This window comes from Luteibacter sp. NPDC104163, from assembly GCF_055584245.1.
The window spans coordinates 107,351-128,563 of sequence record NZ_JBVJMK010000011.1 but is presented as its reverse complement, the minus strand read 5'-3'; the positions used below and the strand labels follow the sequence as shown (position 1 = coordinate 128,563).

General features: G+C 69.0%; 13 protein-coding genes. All 13 read right to left on the bottom strand.

Annotated features, from left to right (window positions below; all coding sequences use genetic code 11):
- Positions 1-102: 102 nt before the first annotated feature.
- The 13 genes from hrpB to ACZ6YI_RS14555 all read right to left on the bottom strand — a co-directional run bounded on the left by hrpB (position 103) and on the right by ACZ6YI_RS14555 (position 21,200).
- Entirely contained in the window at positions 103-2,613 is a 2,511-nt protein-coding gene (hrpB, locus tag ACZ6YI_RS14615) for an ATP-dependent helicase HrpB (protein ID WP_465779297.1), read from the bottom strand.
- Positions 2,614-2,671: 58 nt separating this feature from the next.
- On the bottom strand, positions 2,672-4,834 hold the full coding sequence (gene gspD, locus ACZ6YI_RS14610) for a type II secretion system secretin GspD (protein ID WP_465779296.1): 2,163 nt from the start codon (positions 4,832-4,834) through the stop codon (positions 2,672-2,674).
- A 42-nt stretch (positions 4,835-4,876) separates the two neighbouring features.
- A complete protein-coding gene (locus tag ACZ6YI_RS14605; RefSeq protein ID WP_465779295.1) occupies positions 4,877-5,656 on the bottom strand; it encodes a hypothetical protein in 780 nt (259 codons plus the stop codon).
- A complete protein-coding gene (gspM, locus tag ACZ6YI_RS14600) occupies positions 5,653-6,270 on the bottom strand; it encodes a type II secretion system protein GspM (RefSeq protein WP_465779294.1) in 618 nt (205 codons plus the stop codon). Before gspM ends, ACZ6YI_RS14605 begins: the two co-directional genes overlap by 4 nt.
- Positions 6,267-7,451 carry a PilN domain-containing protein gene (locus ACZ6YI_RS14595; protein ID WP_465779293.1) on the bottom strand — a complete coding sequence of 395 codons (1,185 nt, stop codon included), beginning with the start codon at positions 7,449-7,451 and terminating at the stop codon, positions 6,267-6,269. Before ACZ6YI_RS14595 ends, gspM begins: the two co-directional genes overlap by 4 nt.
- The gene (locus ACZ6YI_RS14590; protein ID WP_465779292.1) at positions 7,448-8,305 is read right to left on the bottom strand and encodes a type II secretion system minor pseudopilin; all 858 of its coding nucleotides are present in this window, start codon (positions 8,303-8,305) and stop codon (positions 7,448-7,450) included. The genes ACZ6YI_RS14595 and ACZ6YI_RS14590 overlap by 4 nt, the downstream gene beginning before the upstream one ends.
- Positions 8,302-8,967, bottom strand: a complete 666-nt coding sequence (locus ACZ6YI_RS14585) for a prepilin-type N-terminal cleavage/methylation domain-containing protein (protein ID WP_465779291.1) — start codon at positions 8,965-8,967, stop codon at positions 8,302-8,304. Before ACZ6YI_RS14585 ends, ACZ6YI_RS14590 begins: the two co-directional genes overlap by 4 nt.
- Complete coding sequence (locus ACZ6YI_RS14580; protein ID WP_465779290.1) at positions 8,964-9,389, bottom strand: prepilin-type N-terminal cleavage/methylation domain-containing protein; 426 nt, start codon at positions 9,387-9,389, stop codon at positions 8,964-8,966. The genes ACZ6YI_RS14585 and ACZ6YI_RS14580 overlap by 4 nt, the downstream gene beginning before the upstream one ends.
- Complete coding sequence (locus tag ACZ6YI_RS14575) at positions 9,386-9,826, bottom strand: GspH/FimT family pseudopilin (RefSeq protein WP_440328356.1); 441 nt, start codon at positions 9,824-9,826, stop codon at positions 9,386-9,388. The genes ACZ6YI_RS14580 and ACZ6YI_RS14575 overlap by 4 nt, the downstream gene beginning before the upstream one ends.
- An 18-nt stretch (positions 9,827-9,844) precedes the next feature.
- Positions 9,845-10,270 carry a type II secretion system major pseudopilin GspG gene (gspG, locus tag ACZ6YI_RS14570; RefSeq protein ID WP_440328357.1) on the bottom strand — a complete coding sequence of 142 codons (426 nt, stop codon included), beginning with the start codon at positions 10,268-10,270 and terminating at the stop codon, positions 9,845-9,847.
- Between the two features lie 27 nt (positions 10,271-10,297).
- Positions 10,298-11,515 (bottom strand): type II secretion system inner membrane protein GspF, encoded by a 1,218-nt coding sequence (gspF, locus tag ACZ6YI_RS14565; RefSeq protein ID WP_465779289.1) that lies wholly within the window; start codon positions 11,513-11,515, stop codon positions 10,298-10,300.
- Positions 11,516-11,517: 2 nt separating this feature from the next.
- On the bottom strand, positions 11,518-13,233 hold the full coding sequence (gene gspE / locus ACZ6YI_RS14560; protein ID WP_465779328.1) for a type II secretion system ATPase GspE: 1,716 nt from the start codon (positions 13,231-13,233) through the stop codon (positions 11,518-11,520).
- Positions 13,234-13,439: 206 nt separating this feature from the next.
- A complete protein-coding gene (locus tag ACZ6YI_RS14555; protein ID WP_465779288.1) occupies positions 13,440-21,200 on the bottom strand; it encodes an ESPR-type extended signal peptide-containing protein in 7,761 nt (2,586 codons plus the stop codon).
- Between the last annotated feature and the right edge of the window lie 13 nt (positions 21,201-21,213).

The following is a 21,213-nucleotide window of genomic DNA, read 5'->3' as shown; positions in this document are numbered from 1 at the left end:
AAAGGAGGCGTTGACTGACGGATACCGGAAGGAAACCCGTCGTGTCGTAGGTGATCTCAGTGGCCGATGTAAGTGCGCGCCTATAGACGCGACGCGTTGTGATCAGGTACCGCGTGGCTTGGCTCGATGCGTCGCCACGGCCGTCCACGGGTCGTCCGGCCAGGGATGCCTGGGATAGCGACCCTTCAGTTCCTTCTTCACCTCGGGGTACGTGCGATCCCAGAATCCCGACAGATCCTGGGTGACCTGGATGGGGCGCCCCGCGGGCGAAAGCAGGTGCAACATCACCGGAACGCGGCCATCGCCAACGCGCGGCGTATCGGCCAGGCCAAAGAGTTCCTGCAGTTTCACGGCGAGCACCGGGGGTGCGCCGGGCTCGCTTTCCTGTGCGCCGTACTCAAGGCGGCGCGTCATGCCACTCGGTACCGTCAGTTCGTCGGGAGCATGGGCATCGAGGGCGCGCCGCTGTTCGTAATCAAGCATCGCTGACATCGCGTCAGAAAGATCCGACGCCTGTAACGCCTCAAGCCTACGCTTACCCGAGAGGTAGGGCGCGAGCCATTGCTCAAGCGATCCCGCGAGTGCATCGTCGCTGACATCGGGCAGTCCGAGCTCGGGGCGCCAGCAACGCAAGGCTCCCATGCGTGCGCGCAATCGCCGCGCATGTTCGGTCCACGGCAGGCTGCCTATGCCGCGCGAGCGGATCGCCGACAACAGCACAGGCAACGCGTCGTCACCACTCACCGGCACCGGCCGGCGCGACACCACCAGCGCATCGAAGCGCCGTTCTTCGAACGCCTCGGCGATCTGCCGTGCATCGTCCCAGCGCAGGACGCGCTCGGTGACGAAACGTTCCGCATGCTCGCGTTCGAGCGTTTCCGGATCGAGCGGCGCCGCGGCGTGAATCAGGCTATCGCGCGCTTCAAGGCGCAGGTCGACGACCACGAGCCAGGGCTCGCCCAGCAACGCGCTGTTTTCATGCAGGCGCGCACCGCGTCCGTTCGCCAGCTGATAACGCAAGGGCTGTGCTTCGTCGCGGCGAGCCACCCGGTCGGGAAAGGCGTGCGCCAGCAGGTCGCCGATCGCATGGCTGTCCGGCACACCGCTCGCCGCGGTCTTGACGTTGAGCCGGCGGCGCCAGCCCATCGCCGCCTTTTCGATCGCCGCAAGCGCACCCGAATCGGCGGATGCCAGGCGGGCTGCCCGGCCGCCACCATCGCGCCACAGGTGCAACGCATGCACGCGCTGGCGGAAATCATCGTTGCGCATCGCTTCGCCACGCAATGGCGAACGTGCTTCCGCCAGCGCGAGCAGATCGGCCACCAGCGGACGTTGCTCGATGGCGGCGCGCATGGCGACGGCGCCGAGGCGCGGCGTGGCGCCGAGCGCGAGCATCTCGCGCCCAAGCGCGGTGATCGCGGATACATCATCGAGCGCGCCCAGCCGACGCAGCAGGTCGCGCGCCTGGCCCATGGCGCCCGCGGGCGGCGGGTCCAGCCATGGCAAGGCATCGCTGCCCCAGCCAGCCAGATCGAGCGCGAGACCCGATAGTTCCGTCTGCTCGATTTCAGCGGTGCGCGATGGCTCGAGCCGGCGGCTCTCCGCCCACAACCGATAGGCGCGCCCCTCCGCGACGCGACCGGCGCGACCCGCGCGCTGGTCGGCCGAGGCTTGTGAAATCGCCACGGTTTCGAGCCGGGCGAAACCCGATGCGGGATCGAAGCGCGGCTCACGGGCGAGGCCGCTATCGATCACCGCGCGGATACCGGGCAACGTGACGCTGGATTCCGCCACGTTGGTGGCGAGCACGACCCGGCGCGAACCGGGATCCGCGGGCGAAAGCGCGAGCTGCTGCTCGGCCAGCGACAGCTCCCCGTGCAGGGCCACCACCTCGACGGCCTCATCCAGCCGTTCAAGCATGTTGCGCACGCGCTCGATCTCACGCCGGCCGGGCAGGAACGCGAGCACATCGCCCGGGTTCTCGCGCAGGGCGAGCTGGACGGTGCGCGCCATGTGCTGCTCCACCGTCTCCTGCGAGCGTGCCGGTGGGTAAACGATACCAACGGGAAAGCTCCGGCCCGGGCTGCTCAGCCGCGGTGCACCCAGCCATTGCGCGATGCGCTCGCCATCGAGCGTGGCGGACATGACGACGATGCGCAGCTCGGGGCGCAGGCTGGCCTGCACATCAAGCGCGAGCGCCGCACCCAGGTCACCCGCGAGATGCCGCTCGTGGAATTCATCGAACAGGATGGCGCCGACCCCTTCGAGGGACGGATCGTCCTGGATCATCCGGCCGAGGATGCCCTCGGTCACCACCTCGATGCGGGTACGCGGACCGATGCGGGATTCGAAGCGGATCCGGTATCCCACCGTGCCACCCACCTCTTCGCCCAGCTGCGCGGCCATGAACGAAGCGGCCGCACGCGCGGCGATGCGGCGCGGCTCGAGCATCACGATCTTCTGGCCAGCCAGCCAGGAGGCGTCGAGCAGCGCCAGCGGCACCTGGGTGGTTTTGCCTGCACCGGGCGGCGCCTCGAGCACGAGGCGTGGCCGCTCCGCGAGCGAAGCGACGATATCGGGAAGCAGCGGAGTGATCGGGAAAACGGCTTGCATGCCCCGCTATGGTAGCAAGCCGTCGCCCGGTCGCCCGCCCGAACGGAAGGGCCTGGGCTTAGCCCTCGTCCCGCGCTTTTCCCGTGAACGGCTCAAGGGAGCGGAACCGGCGCCGGTAATCGTCCGCGACGCGGCGCGCGTCCTCCGCACTGGTGATGACACGCGGCGTGATCAGCACGATGGTCTCGGTGCGCTGGTTGTTGTCCCAGCGGTTGCTGAAGAGATGCCCCAGCACCGGGATACGCGAGAGGCCGGGGACGCCGCCGCGCCCGTGCGCACCCATCTCACGGATCAGCCCGCCAAGCAGGACGGTCTGGCCGCTCTGCACCGCCACTTCGGTCTTCAACCGGCGCTTCTCGATCGGCGCGTTGCCCGACCCGTTGGGCTGCTCGCCCACCTTGCTCACTTCCTGGGTGACCTCCAGGTACACCAGGCCGCCCGGATTCACCCGCGGCCGCACATTGAGGATCACGCCGGTCTTCTTGTAGCTCACCTGGCCGACCTCGTTGGCTCCGCCGAGCTGGGTGTTCACGTACGTCTGCGTCACCGGCACCTCGTCGCCCACGAGGATCTCGGCGCGGCGGTTGTTCACGACCACCAGCGACGGTGCCGACAGCGTGCGTGCGTGGGTGTCTTCCTCCATGGCCCGCACGACCGCCTGCAGGTTGCGGTTCACGAACGAATAGAAAAACGTATCCGCACCGCCGCGCTCGGGCGGGTTGCGCCCAAGGCCCCAGCCCTGCTTGTTGCCGGGCTGGGCGGGCTTGCCACTGCCGCTACTCCCCGCGAGCCCCTCGAGATACCACTGGACGCCGAAGCGGAAATTGTCACGCAGCGCCACCTCGAGGATCCGCGTTTCGATCTGCACCTGCAGCGGCACGGCATCCAGTCGCTCGATGGCTTCGCGGATCACGCTCCATTCCGCCGGCCGGGCATGTACCAGCAGCTGGTTGTTCGAATCGACGGATGTAACGCGCAAGCCCCGCGGCCGCTGCCCGTCAGCCGGTGCGGGCTGGTAAAACGAAGGATCGTTTGCTTCGCTCGCTACGCCCGAATACGTGGCATCGGAAGCGCGCGCATCGTCGTCCACGTCACCGGCCTCGCCACCGATCGTCGAACCCTGCAGCCCGGGCCCCACGCTGCCACCCCTGTCCGTGGCCCCTGGCTGGTAGCCGCCATAGATCTGCCCGATATGGCGGGCGAGATCGGCCGCCGGCAGGTTGCGCACATCGTAGACGTACAGGCGGGGCTCGTTGCCACCGCCCTTGTCGATCCGCTCGATCCACTCGCGCACGTGCGTGAGGAAGGCCGGTTGCGTGGCGATGACGACGACCGCGTTGGTCCGTTCGATCGGGAGGAAGCGGACCAGCCCCGCGGCGGGTGAATGTCCCTTCGCTCCGAACACGGACTCCAGCCCGGGAAGGATCTCGGCGGTCGTGGCATGGGCCAGGGGGAACACGCCGACCGACATGCCGCCGACCCAGTCGACATCGAAGGTCTCGATGCTGGCGGCATAGTTATCCAGTTCGTCCGGCGTGCCGGCCATGACGAGCAGGTTGCGCGTCGGGTCGACGAGCAGCAACGCATCCGCCGCGGCGAACGGGCGGACCAGCTTTTCCATCTCGTTAGCCGAGACAAAGCGCAATGGAAACAGTCGCGCCGCATGGCCATCGCGCGGGGCGGAAGCAGCCAGTCGCGGCACCAGCTGCCCCGCGACGGCGTCGCGCCGCGGCACGACATCGTACCGGCCCTGCCGTTTCACCAGCGCGTTGCCTGTCCACGCCAGCAGGGTCTCCAGGATGGGCAGGGCTTCTTCGCGACGGACCGGCTTGGCCGTGGCGAATGACACCGTGCCCGCGACGCCAGGCAGCACCGCGTAGTTCACGTCGAGCACATCCGCGAGTACGGCACGCACGACCGCTTCGATCGGCTGGTTCTCGAAATTGAACGTCAACGCATCGCCGCCCTGTGCGGGTGGCTTCGGCGTGGCGAGCGCCCGCGGCTGCACGAATCGACCCGTCCCCTCCAGCGTGGACGCCACGGCGGCTTCGGTGGGGTGAAGGCCGGTCGCGTCGGCCACGGGCAGCGACGCCGGCACCGGTCGGTCAAGATCGGCGAGCGCCTCGCGCTCGAGGTTGCCCGCCAGCCGCGACGGCGTGGATGTACATGCGGTCGTCAGCATGGCCAGCATCACGGCCATGCCCAGGGTGGTTCGTTCCATTGAACGTGCTCCTCTTTCCATGAGGGGCGCGGTAAGCGCCCGCTATTGCGTGTCCTGCTGCCGTTGTTGCGGTTGCTGCTGCTCGAGGCGGCGCTTCTGCACCGCCTGTTTCAGTGCCTCGATGCGCGCGCGCTGCAGTTCGGCATCGTCCTGCCGGGGTGGCGCGTTGCGCGCGCCGCCTGCTGCCGGCGGATGCGGAAGCGCGGGGCCGGTCATGCCCGTGCTGCCCTGCGGCTGGATGACGCGGACGCCATCGTCGGCCGATGCCTGGGGTGGCTTCGGCGGCGAGCCGGGGGGTTGCTGGCCAGGTGTAGCCCCGGCCTTCGCATTCGCGAGCGGATCCGGCGCCGCCACCTTCAGGGTGAGCTCACGCCGTTGGCCACCCGCATCGAAAACGGCGCTGCGCGGCGTGAGCGACGCGAGTGTCCAGTGCCCATCCTGCAACGCCGTACCTTCCTTCACGCGCACGGTCGTGCCCTTGCCGCGATCGCGCAGCAAGGCCATGTGCAGGTCCGCGGTCATGATGATGCCGGTGAGTTCGAGGTCGCCGATATTGCTCGCACTGTCGTCACCGTCGGCCGCCGCGACGGGCTTGCGATCGGCCATGAAGAGCGGACGCTGCCAGACCTCGGCGAACTGGCCGAGGGGACTCGGCGCCGGCATGGCCGCCGCGCGCATCGGTGGCAGGGCTTCGGGCGTGGCGGGTTCGTCCCAGTGCACGCCGCGACCCACGCCAAGCGCAAAAGCCGCCGTCGTGCCGCCCAGCGCAATCGCGATTCCGGCAAGGATGGGGGTGAGGCGCCGCTGGCCGGCCGCGTTCATGTCGTCGCCTTTGCCGCGGGCGCGGCAGCATGGATATAGCCGGATACGGTGAACTGCACTTCGAGCGGCGCACTACCGCCGTTACGCGCGGCCACCGGGTTGCGATAGATGCTGAAATCCTCGATGAAAAGGTAGGGTGCTTCCGCTTCGATGTCGTGGAGCACCGCCGCCATCGGCTGCATCTGGCAGCGCAGGCTGATGTTGACGGTGACCTTGCGATACGGGTCGCCCGCCTTCTCCTGGCTGGGCACGGGCATCTTCTGCACGACGTCGCATGCACCATCCTCCTTGTGCGCGGCGGCGACATCCACGATCCGCTGCATGAGGCCGGCGGCCGCCGCATTGGTGTCGTCGCCGGAGAGGAACGCATCGCTGCGCGTCTGCCCCTGCTCCAGCGCGGCCAGTCGCTTTTCGAGTTGCGGCCGCTCCGCGATGGCGGCGGCGTAACGGCGCTGCGTATCGCGCAGCTCATCCATCTCGTCGCCCATCGCCAGCTGCGGTGCGACGAACCACCAGTGCACGAACAGGAAGTAAGCGACGACGAGCACGATGGCCAGCAGCAACAGCGCTGCCGCGCGCGACTCGGCGGGTTTCATCTTGCCCAGGGCGATCATGGCGCGGCCACCTTCGCGGTCGAGCCGCCGTTTGCTGGCGCCGCGGGTTTCGCCGCGGCCGCGGGTTTGGGCGTCAATGCCTTGGCCTGCATGTAGAAGCGTTCCTTGCCTGAGGTGGGATCCGTCTGGATGGTGCCCTGGAAACTCGGTTCACCAAGGGTCTTCGCGCCCTTCAGCGCGTCGATGAGCTTCGCCGCCTGCGGGCTCTGGCCCTGGAAGCCGATCTGCCCGCTCGCGTTGAGCGTGAAGCGCTCGAGCCACGTATCGTCGGGCAGGCGCGCCGTGAGTTCATGCAACACCGGCAGCACCGCCGCCGATTCCACCTTGCGCCGGGCAAGGAAGCCGGAGGCTCCCGCGCTTTCCACCAGCCGCTGGCGCAGCGCGCCCACGCGCTTCGCATCGGCCTGCATGGATTCCACCTCATCGCGCATGGCGTTGAGCGTGGCCTCGCGGTTGTGCAACCAGGTGACCATCGCCACGATGGCGAGCACGACGATGCCCGCGGCGAGCGCCAGGTTAAGGCGCCGCCGGCGATCGACGCGGCGCGGCGCGCGTTGCGGCGGCAACACATCGAGCCCCGCCAGCCCCGCCCCCTGGGCGACGTCCACCCGGTCCGGCGTGATGCCGAGCCCGGCCAGTTCGTCCAGCCATGGATCGAGCGCCGCGCGGGGCGTCGCCGCCAGCTCAGCGACGAACCGGCCTTCACCGGCGGATTCGCCCAGGTCGCGCACGCCGTAGTGGATATCGGAGGCACGGAACGGCGTCTGCCGGTCGAGATCGAAGCCGGCGACCTGGCGCAGGTTGTCGCGCGCGGCGAACGGCATGACCAGCCTGCGCCGGAGGACCTGCGCCGCTGGCAGGACGAGCGCGATGTAGCGATCGGCCGGATCGCACGCGGCCAACGCGCGCTGCAGCTCGGCGGCACGGTGTTCCGGCGTATCCCGGTCGTCGGCCGTGGCGAGCGCAATCGACTCGCCTGCCCGGCGAAGAACCCAGGCGTCCTGGCCGCGCTCAATGACGTACCACTGCTGCCCGCCAGCGAAGGCGTAGCGCAGGCGTGGTGGCGCAAGGGCCGCGAGTTCGCCACCCCACCAGCGAAGGAAGCCTGGCAACGCGCTGCCGCGCCACGCGCGGCGCAAGCGGTCAAGCTGTAGCTGGGAAGCATCCTGCAGGGCGGTCATTCAGTATCTCCTTCGCGCCAGCGCAAGATGGCGTAGGGTTGGTTGCCGGATCTTATCCCGCGGAGCCTGATCGTTGATGTCAGGGCGCTCCGTGTCCCGTCTTCGAGGATCGCTTCCGCGTGGATGGTATGGGTCACGCCGTTGCCGCCGGCGATGGCGGCGCCGCCGGCCTGCGTGCGAGCGGCGAGGATCGCTTCCGCGCCCGCGCCACCGAGGCCGGGGATGGCGGCGAGGGCGAGCGGTTGCGCGTGTTCGGTATTGGGCCGCTCACGCCCCGACCAGATCGTGATCGCCGGGGCGATCGCCGCCCAGGTCTTCGCGTCCATGCCGAGCACCATGCGCGCCTCCTCCACCGTCGCGAAGGGGCCGTTGCGCGGGCCGTAATCCAGCCCCGCGGCTTCGTACTGGGGGCGCTTGGCGCCATCGGGCAGTGCGGCGTCGCCGGGGCGCCGCCAGTCCTGCACGGCGGCGGAAAGTTTCGCGGCGCGGTCGCCGTCAGCACCCGCAGCCTTGAACAGGCCGGTAAGCACATCGGCCGAGGCGGCGTTGAGATCGACCTTGCCGTCCTCGTCCACGATGGTGATGGCCACCTTCGCATCGTCGAAAGCGAACGTGTACAGGCGGCCATCCGCGATCCAGCGTGCCTGCGGGTCAGGCGTCTGCAAGCCGGCGATGGCGCGCATGATGCCGGCTTCGGCCGCGTAGTGCGCGCGGGTCTGCGCGAACTGGTAGCGCGCCTGCAGGCCCTCGGTGCGGGCGAGCGCAGCGAAGCCGCCCAGCATGATCGCGAGCAGCGTGCAGCCCCAGAGCACGATGAGCAGCGCGACGCCGCGTTGTCGCCGCCACGCGTTCATCGCGCCACCGGCCCGCGCGAACCGCGCAGCAGCGAAAAACCATTACGGGATGCGGATGGATCGATACGCAGCGGGGCCACCAGCGTGGGAAAGACGGTATTGCCATCCACGTCGAGCGCGAGCCGGACCAGCGAAGGCGTGCGCCGCCCGTCGCCCCACGATGCCGTCCAGTCCGTCGGCTTGTTCTGGTCATCCGTGCCGCGGTAGCTGAAGGCGCCCTTGCGGATGCCACGCATCAACACCTGTGGCTCGCCAAGGGCCTTGGGCTCGCTCCCGTCCGGAGGTAACAGGAACAGGCTCACTTCAAGGCGGTAGCCGTCGCGGCCGTCGGCCACGAGCGCCACGGTCTGCATTTGCGGACCCAGGCGCGAGAGATAACCCGGCATCGGCGCGACGAAGGTCAGCTTGTCTGCCGCCCCCTGGAAAACGATGGGATCGCCGTCATCGGTCTGGTCGAAAGGCATCACCAGCGCCTGTGCGAGCTCGCTGCGCAGGTAGGCCTGCGCCGAGCGGATCTCGTCCATGCGCTCGATGGCCCGGTCGCCGCTGCGGACGATACGCCCCGCCGTGCTGATGCCGGAATAGACGCCCAGCAGCACGATGGAAAGCAGCGCCAGCGCCGCCAGCACTTCCATGAGGCTGAAACCACGTACGCGGCTCACTGGCCCACCGCCTGCGCGCCCGCGAGGCGCAGGGTCGAAAAATGCGCGCGGCGTTCGTGGTCACGTTCGCCCCAGAACACATCCAGGTCCAGCCGGTACATCCGGCTGGCGGCGCCGTTATCCGATGGCGCATCGCCCACGTCGAACGGCGATACGTTGAGCTGCCAGCGATAGGTATCGTCGAAGCGCCCCTCGCTGCTGCCTTCCTGCACGGGGTCGACGATGAACGCGCCATCCAGCAGGGTGCGCGCCCGCAGCGCCGCCTGGGTGCGTTCATTCGCGCGTGCCGTAAGGCTCATGGCGCTGCCGGCCACCTGCATAAGCGCGGCGAAGGCGATGGCAAGCACGGCGATGGCCGCGATGACCTCGAGCAGGCTGAAACCGCCCGCGTGCCGGCGGCCTGGCATGGTTCCCAGCCTCATTTCGGTGCCACCACGCTGACCGCGCCCGTGAGCCAGCCTACGTTGACATGCCACTCGCGCTGGCCCCGCTTCAGCGTGATGCGCCCGCCGGTGGAGCTGCCGTCGGGGAAGAAGCGAATACGGCCCGTGGTCGCGTTGGCCTGGTCCTCGCGCGCGCTGGTGATCGCCACCTTCATGTCGCGCGGCAGGTGGATATCGCCCTTGCCCGGCGGGTGATACGTGGCGGCCGCCACGTTGACTTCGAGCGCCTGGCTCTCGCCTTTGACGATGGCCTGCGTACGCGTATAGCGCAAGGCGGCGGCCAGCTCGCCGCTGGCCGCGTTGACCCGCGCGCTGGCGAGGCCCTGGGTGACGGGAATGGACACCGCCGCTGCGGCCAGGCCGATGAGAAGGATCACGGCCAGCATTTCAAAGAGCGTGAATCCGCGCACGCGCATGGCCGCGATCCTGCCTGCTTACTGCCAGTTGCCGACGTCGGCCGAATAGCCTTCGCCGCCAGCCTTGCCATCCTGACCGTAGAACACCAGGTCGTACTGGCCATGCTCACCCGGGTAGCGGTAGCCGAAGCCGTGGCCCCACGGGTCCTTCAGGTCGGACGGCTTCGCGTACGGGCCCTGCCAGTTCTGCGCGTCGGCCGGCTTGGTCACCAGGCCGTCCAGCGACGCCGGCGGCGTGCCGTTGTCGAGCGCGTAGTTATCGATCTTCTGCGTCAGCGTGGTGAGCTGCGCCTTGCCGGCGCCGTACTTGCCCTTGTCGACATTCTTGCCGACCTGGGTGACGACGATGGCGCCGATGATGCCGATCAGCACGATCACCGCGAGCATTTCCAGAAGCGTGAAGCCGCGGGCGTGGCTGTGTCGCAGGATACGGGTCGAACGCATGGGCAGAACTCCTGTGGAACGTATCGGTCAGTTGATATTGCTGGTGAGGCTGAGCAGCGGCAGCAGGATCGCCGCCATGATGAAGGCCACCATCACGGTCATCACGATGGTGAGCGTCGGCACCAGGGCGGCGAGGAGCCGGTCGATGGCGCGCTTCGCTTCCACGTCGAACGTATCGGCCACCTTGAGTAGCATGGTGTCGAGCGCGCCTGCCTCCTCGCCGACCTGGATCATCTGCAAGGCGAGACGGGGAAAGCGCTCTGTCTGTGACAGCGCGCTGCCCAGCCCGGTTCCGCCCTTCACGCGATCCGCCGCCTGTTCCAGGGCAAGGTCCAGGGCGCGGTTGCCGGTGACCTGGCGGGCGATGGAGAGCGCACCAAGCAGCGGCACGCCGTTCTTCAGCAGGGTGCCGAGCGTGCGGGCGATGCGCGCGGTTTCCACCTTGAGCAGCAGCGGGCCCGCGACGCGCATGCCGAGCAGGCGCGCATGGAAGCGGAGCTTCGCGTCGGGGTCGCGCAGGCGCACCTGGAGCACGAGGCCGCCGATGACGAGCAGCAGCACGATCGCCCACCACCAGTCGCCGATGACCGTGCCCATCGCCAGCACAACCTGGGTAATAAGCGGAATCGGCACCTGCATGTCGGCGAAGATCGGGACGAACTGCGGCACCACGTAGGCGAGCAGCAGGACGAGCGAGCCGAGCACGCCGACCATGAGGAAGGCCGGGTAGATCAGCGCATTGATGATGCTGCCGCGCAACGCCTGCGCGCGTTCGAGGTAATCCGCGAGGCGGCGCAGCGTTTCGTCGAGCGAACCGCCCGCCTCGCCGGCGCGCACCAGGCTGATGTACAGGCGCGGGAAGACGCCGTTCTCTTCGTCAAGCGCCGTGGACAGCGTGGTGCCGCCGCGCACGCGGTCGCGGATGCGCTCCACCATGTTCTTCGCGCGCTCGCCTTCCGGCAGGTCGAGCAGGATGCCCAGCGCGCGGTCGAGCGGCTGGCCCGCGCCAAGCAGCGTCGCGAGCTGGTGCGTGAACTGCGCGAGCTGGTCGCCGGTGAACGGACCCTTGCGGAAGAGTGCCGCGATGCCGCCGCCGGATGCTTCGCCATCGGCGGGTGCGGCTTCCAGCGGCACGTGGCCCTGGTCCTGCAGGCGCGCGACGACGTCTTCGACCGATGTGGCTTCCATGCGTCCGGCCAGCATCTCGCCGGCTGCACTGATGGCCCGGTAACGGAACTGGCTCATGGTCAGCTTTCCTGCGTGACGCGCAGGACTTCCTCGATGGTAGTGACCCCGGCGACGGCCTTGGCCAGGCCGTCCTCATACATCGTGCGCATGCCCTCGGCACGTGCCTGGCGTTCGATCTCGCCGGCGTCCGCCTTCTGCATGACCAGTCGCCGGATCGGATCGCTCATCACCAGGAATTCCATGATGGCTCGGCGGCCGCGGTAACCCGTCGGATTGGCGGCGCTCGAGCCCGGCTTCCACAGCCGGATGGGACGCTCGTCGGTGTAGCGGTGCAACTGGAACTGCTCGATGACCTCGGGCATGGCCTCGTAGGCCACCGCGGTCTCCGGGTCGAGGCGACGGACCAGGCGCTGCGCGAGGATGCCGTTGACGGTCGAACCCAGGAGGTAATCCTCCACGCCCATGTCGAGCAGGCGGGTGACGCCGCCGGAGGCACTGTTCGTATGCAGCGTCGAGAGCACCAGGTGGCCGGTGAGCGCCGACTGGATGGCGATGCGGCAGGTTTCCAGGTCGCGCATTTCGCCGATCATGATCACGTCCGGATCCTGGCGGACGATGGAGCGGAGCGCGCCGGCGAAATCCAGGCCGATCTGCGGCTTGACCTGGATCTGGTTGATGCCTTCGATCTGGTACTCGACCGGGTCTTCGACGGTGATGATCTTCACGTCGGGCGTGTTGATCTGCGACAGCGCCGTGTACAGCGTGGTGGTCTTGCCCGAACCCGTCGGGCCGGTGACCAGCAGGATGCCGTGGGGGCGGTCGAGCACCTCGACGAAGCGGTCGCGGAAGCTGTCCGTGAAGCCGAGCGATTCGAAATCGAACACGACCGACTCGCGGTCGAGGATACGCATGACCACCGATTCACCGAAGCTGGTGGGCACCGTGGAGACGCGCAGGTCGAGTTCCTTGCCCTGCACGCGCAGCTGGATGCGGCCGTCCTGCGGGAGGCGGCGCTCGGCGATGTTCAGCCGCGCCATGATCTTTACACGTGAGATGACAGCGGCGGTTGAGCTGGAGGGCGGCGCTTCCACTTCATGCAGCACGCCGTCGATGCGGTAGCGCACTTTCAGGCGATTTTCGAACGGCTCGATATGCACGTCGGATGCGCGCTGCTCGACCGCGCGCTGCAGGATCAGGTTCACCAGGCGGATGACCGGTGCCTCGGAGGCGAGGTCGCGCAGGTGCTCCACATCGTCCTCGACGGCCGCGCTGCCATCCAGGCTCTCGACGATGCTACCCATCGCCGAGCGGCCCTGCCCGTAATAACGTTCGATCAGGTCGTCGATCTCGGAGCGCAGGCCCACCCGCAGCTGGACGTCGCGGCCCGTGGCGAGGTGGACCGCCTGGAGCGGGTACGGGTCGGCCGGGTCCGCCACCAGCAGGGCCAGCCCGTCGTCGCCTTCGCGGACGGGTACCACGTGGTACTGCTTCAGGAAACGGACGGAGAGCTCGACGTCGGCCGGTGGCATCTCCGGCGCATCCTTGGCAGCGAGCAGCGGCAGGCCGAGCAAGGCGGCCCATGCATCGGCGAGGTCGCGCTCGGAAACGAGGCCCAGCCGGGCCATCAGGGCCGTGAGCGTGCCTTCCGGCGTCTCGTCGTGCAGGCGACGCGCCCGCGCGAGGTCGGTGTCCTTCAGGCGGCCATGCGCGACGAGGTGCGCGCAGACCTGGGCTTCGCCGGGTTCACCGGCCAGCATGTCCCTATGCTCGGTCATCGCAGACATGCTTTCTCACGCTCCGTTCGTTGCGGTATCGATGCCCCCGTTCCTGGGGCCATGGGCCGCTATTGGTAGCACAGACCATGCTTCCGGGGCGACCACGCCACGCGCATCCTGCGACGCGCTGCAACAAAGCAAAGGCCGGCGTCGCCGCCGGCCTTGCAGGGTTTTGGCGACCCCGTGTAGGGGTTCGCCTAGGCCGATTACCAGCCGATGCCTACACCCACACCACCCGAACTCTCACCCCCGCTGACGGCGGCACCGAAGGTGACGCTGGCGTGCGGCGTGATCGACCGTGAGTAGCCGACGGACAGGGCACCCTGCCCCTTGTATCCGCCGACGCCCACGCCGAGGCGGTTGTCACCGCTGACGCCCTGGGCGCTGAAGGCCATCTGCGACATGGCCGCTCCCATCGCGCCTACCTTGTTCAGGCGGTCGTTGAGGTTGCTGAAGCGGTTGTCGACCTCGCGCTTGTACTCGTCGAACGCACCACCACTCACGATGTCGCCGAACTTCTGGTCGGTGTAAGCCTTGGCCTGGTTCAGCGTGCTCGCATCGCCCTGGTCCGCGTAGGACTTGGCTGTCGTCAGGGCCTGGTCCACCTGGCCCACGTTCGCCGCGTCCGTCGGCGCCGTGCCCGCGGCGACATTGGTGACCCGGCGTTCCGCACCGGCCGAACCGACCGAGACCGTGTTCGGCTGGTCGGCGACCGAGTTGGCCCCGAGTGCCACGCTGTTGGTCGCGGCCGCGGTGACCGTGGCGCCCGTGCCCACCGCCGTGCCGTTGTCCGCACCGACCGACGCGTTGTTGCCGATGGCGAGGTCGGTCGTGTCCTTGGCATAGCTGCCGGTACCGATCGACGTGCCGTCACCGGTGCCGGGGACGATCGCCTGGGCGGCGGGCGTGACGGCGGCCGGTGCCGCTGCGGCGGTGACCGCCGGGTTGGTTGCGGCCGGTGCCATGACGGCGTTCACGTGGGCACGCGAGGGGCTGGTCCCGGGCGAGCTCGTCGCGACGGACCCTGCGCCGGTTTCGAGGTTGCCGACACGGCTGTTCAACGAGGTGAGTGCGCCATCCAGCGCCCCGACCGCATCGCCGACCGTGTTGTACGAGCCACCCTGCACCCGATAGACCGGGCCGACGAAACCGGTGGCACCCATCGTGGCGCCGCCACCCAGGGCCATGGCGACGGCATTGCCGGCCACGTTGCCGGAGCCAGAGAAGGCGCTGCTCAGGGCCGTGTTGAGCTGGTTGACGTTCACCGCGTCGGTGCCCTGAGTACCCGCTGCTACGTTGGTGATCTGGCGGTTACTGCCGGATGCGCCGACGGATACCGTATTGGCTCGCGTAGCGACGGAGCCCGCGCCCAGTGCCACGGAGTTCTTCGCCGTCGCCCGTGCGCTGTCGCCGATCGCGGTGGAACCCACGCCCGCGGCGTTAGCCGAGGCACCGATCGCCGTGCCCGATTCCTTGCTGGCGGTGGCGAACGAACCGATCGCGGTGGACAGGTCGCCGCCCGCGCTGCTGCCGGCGCCTACCGCGGTCGAATAGGCACCCGTCGCGGCCGCATCATCCGAACCGTCCTTCGCCCCATCGGCTGCGACGTAGTGCGCAGCGCTGCTCACGCTGCTGGCCAGGCTGTCGAGCTGGCCCTTGTTGGTGGCATCCGTTGCCTGGGTACCCGCGGCCACGTTCGTCACCTGGCGTTCGGCGCCGGCCGCACCCACCGAGACCGTATTGGCGCGGCTCGCGAGCGACCCGGCACCGAGGGCTACGCTGTTCGAGGCATTCGCCTCGGCTTGCGCACCCAGGGCCGTGCTGTTGGCGCCCGTCGCCGTCGATGTCGTACCGATGGCCGTGGCGTTGCCGCCATTGGCGAACGAGCCGCTACCGATGGCGCTATCGCCGTTGCCGCCGGCGAACGCACCGGAGCCGGCGGCGGTGGCGAACTGGCCTGCGGCGGTGGCGTCGTCGCTGCCATCACCGGTGCCGGTAGCCTTGAAGAAGTGGCTGGCGTCGCTCACGCTGCCGGCCACCGCATCGAGCTGGTTCTTGTTCACCGCGTCGGTGCCTTGCGTGCCGGCCGCGACGTTGGTGATCTGCCGCTCCGAGCCGACATCGCCCACCGACACCGTGTTGTCACGATCAGCCCAGGAATTGGCACCCAGTGCCACCGTGTTGTCGCCGATCGCCGAAGAGCCCGCGCCCAGTGCCGTGCCGCTGTCACCCAGCACCCAGCTGTTCGCGCCCAGGGCCACCGCGTTCGCGGCCTCGAGGCCGAACAGGGCGAAGCCGGTTTCGGCGTACTGGCCGATCGCGACGCTGCCGGTGCCAGCGGCACTCGCGCCACCGCCGACCGCCACCGCGCCATCGCTGTAGGCCGCCGTGCCGTAGCCCACTGCCGTCGAGAGTTCACCCGGCGCATAGGCCTGACCGCCGAGGGCGGTCGAGCCGGCACCGGACGCTTCGGAGAGGAAGCCACCGGCGAGCGACTGTTCGCCCTGGGCGAACGCCGCCGTACCCAGTGCCGTGGCGAACTGGCCTTCGGCCTGCGCGCTCGCGCCTACCGCTGTTGCGGCCAGACCCGAGGCCGACGCTGGGCCGACTGCTTCGCCGGTCGCCGTGAGCGTGATCAGCGGATCGCCGTTCTCATCGACGGCCTGGCCACCGATCGCCGTGGCGCTGTTCGCCGTGGCCTGTGCGCCACTGCCATAGGCGGAGGTGTTCTTGCCCTGGGCGGTGGAACCATAACCGCCGGCCGTGGCGCCATCACCCTGCGCGAACGTCGCCGCGCCGAGGGACGATGCACCTACGCCATTTGCGCTGCTGCCGTTACCGACCGCCGTGGCGTAATCGCTATCGGCCACGCTGCTGGCACCGACGCTCGTCGCGCCGCTGCCATCGGCGATGCTGTCGTAACCATTCGCCGTGCTGTCGTCACCAAACGCCGCGCTCGATGCGCCCGTCGTCGTCGAGCGTGCGCCCGACGCTTCGCTGTTCGCGCCGACGGCCGTGCTGTCTTCGCCCGTGGCCGTGGCCAGGCCGCCTACCGCCGTAGCGTTGTTCGCGCCCGCGTAGCTGCCACTACCGATCGCCGAAGCGAAGTCGCCATTCGTGGTCGACACCGCACCCACCGCGGTGGACTGCGTGCCGACTGCAATGGCTTCCGCACCAAGTGCGCTTGCACCCAGCGCCTGCGCCGATGCCGATTCACCCAGGGCGGTGCTGCTATCCGCCGCCGCGTAAGTGTTCCAGCCGATGGCCGTGGCGTAGTCCGCGGTGGCCCATGCACCCGCGCCCAACGCCGTGGTCGCGTAGCCGGTTGCTTGCGCGGTGAAGAAGCCGAAGGCACTGCCGCCCACCGCTACGCTCTCGTCGCCGGTGGCCGTCGCACTTTCACCGACCGCGACACTGCTGATGCCACCTGCGGTGCTCTGCGTACCCACCGCGGTCGAGTAATCACCCAGCGCATTGGCTACCGCACCGAATGCCGAGGATTGCGCGCCGCTGGCGTAGGCACCTACGCCCACTGCCGAGGCCGCGAAGCCACTGGCACTGGCGCTTGCACCGACCGCCGTACCACCGACGTCCGCGCTGGTCGCGCCGGTATCGACCGGCACGCCGCCATTAGTGATCAGCGGATTACCGTCCGCGTCGACGGCGACGCCGCCGACAGCCACGCTACCCGGGCCATTGGCCTGCGAACCCGCGCCGTACGCGGCGCTGTTCTGCCCCGTGGCCGTGGCGCCATAACCGGTCGCCGTGCTGTTCACACCGCTGGCGAATGCGCCGGCACCATAAGCCGCGGCACCGTTCGCCCCCGCGAAGGCACCGGAGCCCGAGGCCACCGCATAGTCGCCCACCGCGGTCGCATCGTCGCTGCCGTCGTTCGCACCGTTCGCCTTGAAGTAGCGCGTGGCACCGTTCACTGCATCGTTCACCTGGCCGACGTTCGCGGCATCGGTGTCCTGCGTACCGGCGGCCACGTTGGTGATCTGCCGTTCCGCACCAACGTCACCCACCGAGACCGTGTTGTCGCGATCGGCCACGGAGCCCGCACCGAGCGCGACGCTGGCAACGCCAAGCGCGGCACTCTGCGTGCCAATAGCCGTCGAGTAATCACCGATCGCGTTGGCCACGGCGCCGAAGGCCGCGGACTGCGCGCCACCTGCAAAGGCGCCCACGCCGAAGGACGAGGCAGCGAAGCCCGCGGCCTGGGCGCTCGCACCCACGGCCGTGCCACCGACATCCGCGCTGGTCGCACCGGTATCCACCGGCACGCCGCCATTGGTGATCAGCGGGTTGCCGTCTTCGTCGACGGCGACACCACCCACCGCGACGCTCCCCGGACCATTGGCCTGCGAACCCGCACCGTAGGCAGCGCTGTTCTGGCCGGTGGCCGTGGCACCGTAGCCGGTAGCCGTGCTGTTCACGCCCGTGGCGAACGCGCCGGAGCCGTAAGCGGCCGCACCGTTAGCGCCCGCAAATGCACCCGATCCGGAAGCCACCGCGAAATCGCCTACGGCGGTCGCGTCATCGCTGCCGTCGCTTGCACCATTCGCCTTGAAGTAATGGCTGGCGTCACTGACGCTGCCGGCCACCGCATCGAGCTGGTTCTTGTTCACCGCATCAGTGCCTTGCGTGCCGGCCGCGACGTTGGTGATCTGCCGTTCCGAGCCGACATTGCCCACCGACACCGTGTTGTCACGATCAGCCCACGAATTCGCACCAAGCGCCACCGTGTTGTCGCCGATCGCCGACGAACCGGCACCCAGGGCGGTGCCGCTGTCACCCAGCACCCAGCTGTTCGCGCCCAGGGCCACCGCGTTCGCGGCCTCGAGGCCGAACAGGGCGAAGCCGGTTTCGGCGTACTGGCCGATCGCGACGCTGCCGGTGCCGGCCGCACTCGCGCCACCGCCGACCGCTACGGCGCCATCGCTGTAGGCCGCCGTGCCATAGCCAAGTGCTGTGGAGAGTTCACCCGGCGCATAGGCCTGACCGCCGAGGGCGGTCGAGCCGGCACCGGACGCTTCGGAGAGGAAGCCACCGGCGAGCGACTGTTCGCCCTGGGCGAACGCCGCCGTACCCAGTGCCGTGGCGAACTGGCCTTCGGCCTGCGCGCTCGCGCCCACAGCCGTCGCCGCCAGACCCGAGGCCGACGCCGGACCCACCGGTTCACCGGTCGAGGTCAGCGTGATCAGCGGATCGCCGTTCTCATCGACGGCCTGGCCGCCGATCGCCGTGGCGCTGTTCGCCGTGGCCTGTGCACCACTGCCATAGGCGGAGGTGTTTTTGCCCTCTGCCGTCGAGCCGTAGCCACCCGCAGTGGCACCATCGCCTCGCGAGTTTGCGGCTGCGCCCAGCGACGATGCACCTACGCCATTCGCGCTGCTGCCGTTACCGACCGCCGTGGCGTAATCGCTATCGGCCACGCTGATGGCACCGACGCTCGTCGCGCCGTTGCCATCGGCGATGCTGCCGTAGCCATTCGCGGTGCTGTCGTCACCAAATGCCGCGCTCGAGGCGCCGGTCGTCGTCGAGCGTGCGCCCGACGCTTCGCTGTTCGCGCCAACGGCGGTGCTGTCTTCGCCAGTGGCAACGGCCAGCCCGCCTACCGCCGTAGCGTTGTTCGCCCCCGCGAAGCTTCCGCTGCCGATCGCCGAAGAGAAGTCACCGCTGGTGGTTGCAACCGCACCTACTGCCGTCGACTGGGTGCCTTCCGCGATCGCTTCGGCGCCGAGTGCGCTGGCACCCAGCGTCTTCGCCGATGCCGATTCGCCCAGGGCGGTGCTGCTATCCGCCGCCGCGTAAGTGTTCCAGCCGATGGCCGTGGCGTAATCGGCGGTCGCCCACGCGCCCGCGCCGAGCGCGGTGGTCGCATAGCCAGTCGCCTGCGCCGTGAAGAAGCCGAAAGCACTGCCGCCCACCGCGACGCTCTCGTCGCCGGTGGCCGTCGCACTTTCACCGACCGCGACACTGCTGATACCACCGGCGGTGCTCTGCGTACCCACTGCAGTCGAATAATCACCGAGCGCATTGGCGACGGCACCGAATGCCGAGGACTGCGCGCCACTGGCGTAGGCACCGACACCCACCGCCGACGAAGCGAATCCGCTGGCATTCGCACTCGCACCAATGGCCGTACCGCCGACATCCGCGCTGGTCGCGCCGGTATCGACCGGCACGCCGCCATTAGTGATCAGCGGATTACCGTCCGCGTCGACGGCGACGCCGCCGACGGCCACGCTACCCGGGCCATTGGCCTGCGAGCCTGCACCATACGCGGCGCTGTTCTGCCCCGTGGCCGTGGCCCCGTAGCCAGTTGCCGTGCTGTTCACGCCCGTGGCGAACGAACCGCTGCCATAGGCGCTCGCGCCGTTCGCTCCCGCGAACGCGCCCGATCCCGAGGCCACCGCGAAATCACCGGCCGCCGTGGCGTCGTCGCTGCCGTCGTTCGCACCGTTCGCCTTGAAGTAGCGCGTGGCGCCGTTCACCGCATCGTTCACCTGGCCGACGTTCGCGGCATCGGTGTCCTGTGTACCAGCGGCCACGTTGGTGATCTGCCGCTCGGCACCGACGTCACCGACCGAGACGGTGTTGTCGCGATCGGCGACAGAGCCCGCACCGAGCGCGACGCTGGCGACGCCAAGCGCAGCACTCTGCGTGCCAATTGCCGTCGAGTAATCACCGATCGCATTGGCCACGGCGCCGAAGGCCGCGGACTGCGCGCCACCTGCAAAGGCACCCACGCCGAAGGACGAGGCAGCGAATCCGCCTGCCTGCGCGCTCGCGCCAACCGCCGTACCGCCGACATCCGCACTGGTCGCACCCGTATCCACCGGCACGCCGCCGTTCGTGATCAGCGGATTACCCTGCGCGTCCACCGCGACGCCACCCACCGCGACGCTGCCCGGGCCGTTCGCCTGCGAGCCGGCGCCATAAGCCGCGCTGTTCTGGCCGGTGGCCGCCGCGCCGTAACCCGCGGCCGTGGCATTGCCGCCACTGGCGAACGAGCCACTGCCGTAGGCGCTATCGCCTGCGGAGCCTGCGAAGGCACCCGAACCCGACGCCGTGCTGAACTTGCCGATCGCCGTGGCATCGTCGCTGCCATCGGCCGCGCCGTTCGCCTTGAAATAGTGTTGTGCATCCGCCGTGGCGGCATCCACCGCATCGACCTTGCCGGACACCTTGGCGACATTGCCCGCCACGGTATCGACGCGTCCATTGACCGTATCGACGCGGCCGTTGACGGTGTCGACCCGCCCGTTCACCGTGTCGACCCGGCCATTCACCGTGGTCACGCGGTTGTTGACCGTATCCAGCTGACGCTTGTTCGTCGCATCCGTCGCCTGCGTGCCGTCGGCGACGTTCACGACCTGGCGCTCGCTGCCACTGCGACCCACGGACACCGTGTTCGCGCGGTTCGCCACGGAATCCGAACCCAGCGCGACCGCGTTGTTCGCTATGGCGCGCGCGCCGCGACCGAGCGCGGTGCTGCCGGTGTTCGCCGCGTTCGCGCCCTGGCCCAGCGCGAGGCTGTCGGTTGCCGTGGCGCGTGCACCCTGCCCCACCGCCGTAGCGAAGTCGCCCGATGCCTGCGCATCCTGGCCTACCGCGGTGCTGTAATCACCCTTGGAGTTCGCCGCCGAGCCGAGCGCCACGCTGTAGTCGCCCGCGGCCTTGGCCTGCGCGCCGCAGGCAAACGCTTCATAACCCTTCGCGACCGGCGCGAGCAGCGATGAGAAACCGCTGCAGATGCTGCCCTGCGCCTTGTTGTTCTGTGATCCCGCCTGGGCCGCGGGGCTGGCCAGCGCGAGCATCGCGCCTGCTGCCAGTGGCAATGCGGCCATGGCCGCGCGGAGACGTCGGGAGGCGCCGCCCTTGCCGTTCGCCCGTGCATGTTCGGATGCGACGACCAGGATGCCGAGCGACTTGTTCCATACCTTGCTGTAGATCGTGTTCACGTAACTTCCTCCC